Below are 1178 nucleotides of genomic sequence, written 5' to 3' on the forward strand. Positions count from 1 at the left end.
CCTGCTCGGCATCGCTGCCGAGGAAGAAGCGGCTCGCGCCGCGGCGGCCGTGCGTGCCGAGCACGACCAGGTCGGCGCCCCAGCGGCGCGCCTCCTGCTCGACCGCATCGGCCAGCCGCGTGGCCAGGCCCTCGAACAGCTGCGAGTCCACGGCGACGCCGGCGGCGAGCGCGGTGGCGCGGCCCTTCTCGAGGACTTCCTCGCCGGCCTGGCGCAGCATCGGCAGCACCTCGCCGGCATAGGCGCCGAAGCTGGCGTAGCCGGCGCTCATCGTCGGATCCTCGACCAGGTTCAACAGGCGGATCTGGCCGCCGGTCAGCTTGGCCAGGCGGATCGCTTCGTCCAGGCCGCGCATCGAGGTGGCGCTGCCGTCGATCGGCACGAGAATGCGTTGGTACATGACGGGTCTCCCGGGTGGCGTGGCGAACTGCCACCGCGATAGTGTGGGAAACCCGCCGCCGCGCGGGCTTGATCCAGGTCAGCGCCGGTCGTCAGCGGCGGTACAGCCCCTCGATCTCCTGCTCGAAGCGCGCCATCAGGTTGTGCCGCTTGAGCTTCAACGTCGGCGTCATCAGGCTGTTCTCGACCGTCCACGGATCCAGGCTCAGCCACACCGCGCGCGGCACGCCGTAGCGCGGGAACGCCGCGGCCTGCTGCGCGATGCGCTGCAGCGCGGCCTGCTGCACCGCCGGCAGGTTCAGGCTCCCGGGCCGTGCCGGATCGACGCCGAGCGCCTGCGCGAACGCCTGCCACTGCGTGCGCTCCAGCACCGCCACCGCGGCGATGAACGGCCGGTTCTCGCCGAGCACGAACACCTGGCTGAACAGCGGGTCGGCGGCGATCGCGAGCTCGAGGTCGGCCGGCGCGATCTTCTCGCCGGTGGAGGTGACGATGATCTCCTTGATGCGCCCGAGGATGCGCACCCGCCCGACATCGTCGATCGAGGCCTGGTCGCCGGTGCGCAGCCAGCCGTCGTCGGTGAACGCGCGGGCGCTGTCTTCCGGGCGCTTCCAGTAGCCCTTCATCACGTTCGGGCCGCGCACCTGCAGCTCGCGGTTCTCGCCCACGCGCAGCTCGACGCCCTGCAGCGCGGTGCCGACGGTGGCCGGGTCGTTGTGTGCCAGCGTGTTGGCGGCGACCACCGGCGAGGTCTCGGTCATGCCGTAGCCCTGCAGCAC

The 1178-nt window shown here is 71.9% G+C and carries 2 protein-coding genes; both read right to left on the reverse strand.

What is annotated here, in order from left to right; translation table 11 throughout:
• The coding region (locus tag AC1D15_RS33290) for a universal stress protein (RefSeq protein WP_477829432.1) at positions 1-400 on the reverse strand (400 nt) is incomplete at its 3' end.
• Between the two features lie 91 nt (positions 401-491).
• A partial coding sequence (locus AC1D15_RS33295) for an AMP-binding protein (RefSeq protein WP_477829433.1) occupies positions 492-1178 on the reverse strand: 687 nt, incomplete at its 5' end.

This window comes from Rhizobacter sp. P2_H2 (genome assembly GCF_056403375.1).